This is a genomic window from Candidatus Symbiopectobacterium sp. (assembly GCF_020054415.1).
Taxonomy (GTDB): Bacteria; Pseudomonadota; Gammaproteobacteria; order Enterobacterales; family Enterobacteriaceae; genus Symbiopectobacterium.
This window is the reverse complement of sequence record NZ_JAHWCO010000681.1, coordinates 1-1,436: the sequence shown is the minus strand read 5'-3', so window position 1 is coordinate 1,436 and position 1,436 is coordinate 1. Positions and strand designations below refer to the sequence as shown.

General features: G+C 49.3%; 2 protein-coding genes. Both read right to left on the bottom strand.

What is annotated here, in order from left to right:
• Positions 1 to 23: 23 nt before the first annotated feature.
• On the bottom strand, positions 24 to 1,091 hold the full coding sequence (locus tag QZ506_RS19720; protein ID WP_291973336.1) for a phage integrase Arm DNA-binding domain-containing protein: 1,068 nt from the start codon (positions 1,089 to 1,091) through the stop codon (positions 24 to 26).
• Positions 1,069 to 1,254, bottom strand: coding sequence for an excisionase (locus tag QZ506_RS19715; protein WP_367273043.1), 186 nt, complete (start codon positions 1,252 to 1,254; stop codon positions 1,069 to 1,071). The genes QZ506_RS19720 and QZ506_RS19715 overlap by 23 nt, the downstream gene beginning before the upstream one ends.
• Positions 1,255 to 1,436 lie beyond the last annotated feature (182 nt).

Genomic DNA, 1,436 nt, shown 5'->3' with positions numbered 1-1,436 from the left:
AATTACTCGAAATTCGATCGAAATTATTCAATCTGCTTCCATTCAGCCCCCCGGACATCGCGGTACCTATCTGTCATGGTAGAGCTTTTGTGACCTAACAATTTTTGTGCATATTCTTCCCCTTTCTCATCGGTGTAGAGTTTTGCCGCCAGGCTTCTGATTTCATGAAATGAGGGAGGTTTGCGTTCCCATATTAATCCTGATATACGACGCGCCTTCAAAAAAGCGGCAGATATCGTTTTTGCGGCAAATTGCTTGTATTTGGCGTCTGCGACGATATGTGCTACCCCGTTGTTTAATCCCCTGAACTGGTTCAATACATCAGCAAGGCATAAATTGAGGCAGTCGATGCGGGTTGCCTCGGAAAACGCAAGCATCGTGCCTGTTTTCACCGTCTTGATGTAAAGACGTCCGTCTTTGATATCCTCCCAGCGCAGTGCCTGTATATCCCCTAAACGTTGACCGGTGACTAAAGCAAGGTCAAGGCAGGGGCCGAACCATGCAGGTAATGTATCCGCAGCCTTGCGTATGAGCCTCCACTCATCCAGAGTTATGCGCTCACGTTGAATTTCTACACGCTGGTTGCGCGTAGCTTCGGCTGGATTGCTTTTGAGTAGCCCCTCAGCAATCGCTTCACGAAACAGGTCACGTAACAACGCCCTGATGCAGTTCGCCATTGTCACTTTTCCTGCTTTTACCCACTGATTAAGGAACGAGGCAATGTCTTTGGTTTCTACTTTCTGAAGAGCAAATTCCCCTAAATTGGCGTTAACTGCTTTCAGGTATTTATTGTACTCGCTCACCGTTTTCGGTTTGAGTTTCCGTCCTTCGAGTATAGTCAGATAACGCTCAGACCATTGACTAACGGTCGTCGTCTGCGTCCCGTTGATGCGGTCAACGAGCGGTGATTGTTTTGATGAGCCATAAATCGCCATATTAGCTGCGATGGCTTGTGTAATGGCCTCCTGTCGATGGCGGCCCAGGCCATATTCTTTTCCGGTGCGCGGGTCACGGTAGCAAAAATAGCCGCCATTGCGCGGTTGCAGGTTTGGCGGAAAATCGCGGTTCTTATGGCTTCTCCGGCGTGCCATATTTTATCCTCGATAACAGGGCGGGATGAAGGTAACCTGATGAGCGAAGGTTTTTATTCTGGGTGAGCTTGCAGGCATTTTCGTCAACCAGGTACTCGCGCCCATCTCGTATCGGTGCGGGAAAAATCATTCCGCTCCTGACCAATCGCCTGACGGTTTCCATACAACGCGGACGGGGTTGCCGCCGGTTCCACTCGGATAAGGTGTACTAGCTCAGACCTGATCTGACAGTTACCGATTATTTATACAGATGTCTGTCAGATTACATCTGGTTCAGATTCTTTTCTGCCCAGATCCGTTTTCCATCGAGTAAAGTGGCCATCGGCGTACGCCCGCAGCACGTTT

What these genes read in the sequence shown, in the direction of transcription:
- QZ506_RS19720 (WP_291973336.1), bottom strand. Translation starts at nt 1,091, where the DNA reads ATGGCACGCCGGAGAAGCCATAAGAACCGCGATTTTCCGCCAAACCTG.
- QZ506_RS19715 (WP_367273043.1), bottom strand. Translation starts at nt 1,254, where the DNA reads ATGGAAACCGTCAGGCGATTGGTCAGGAGCGGAATGATTTTTCCCGCA.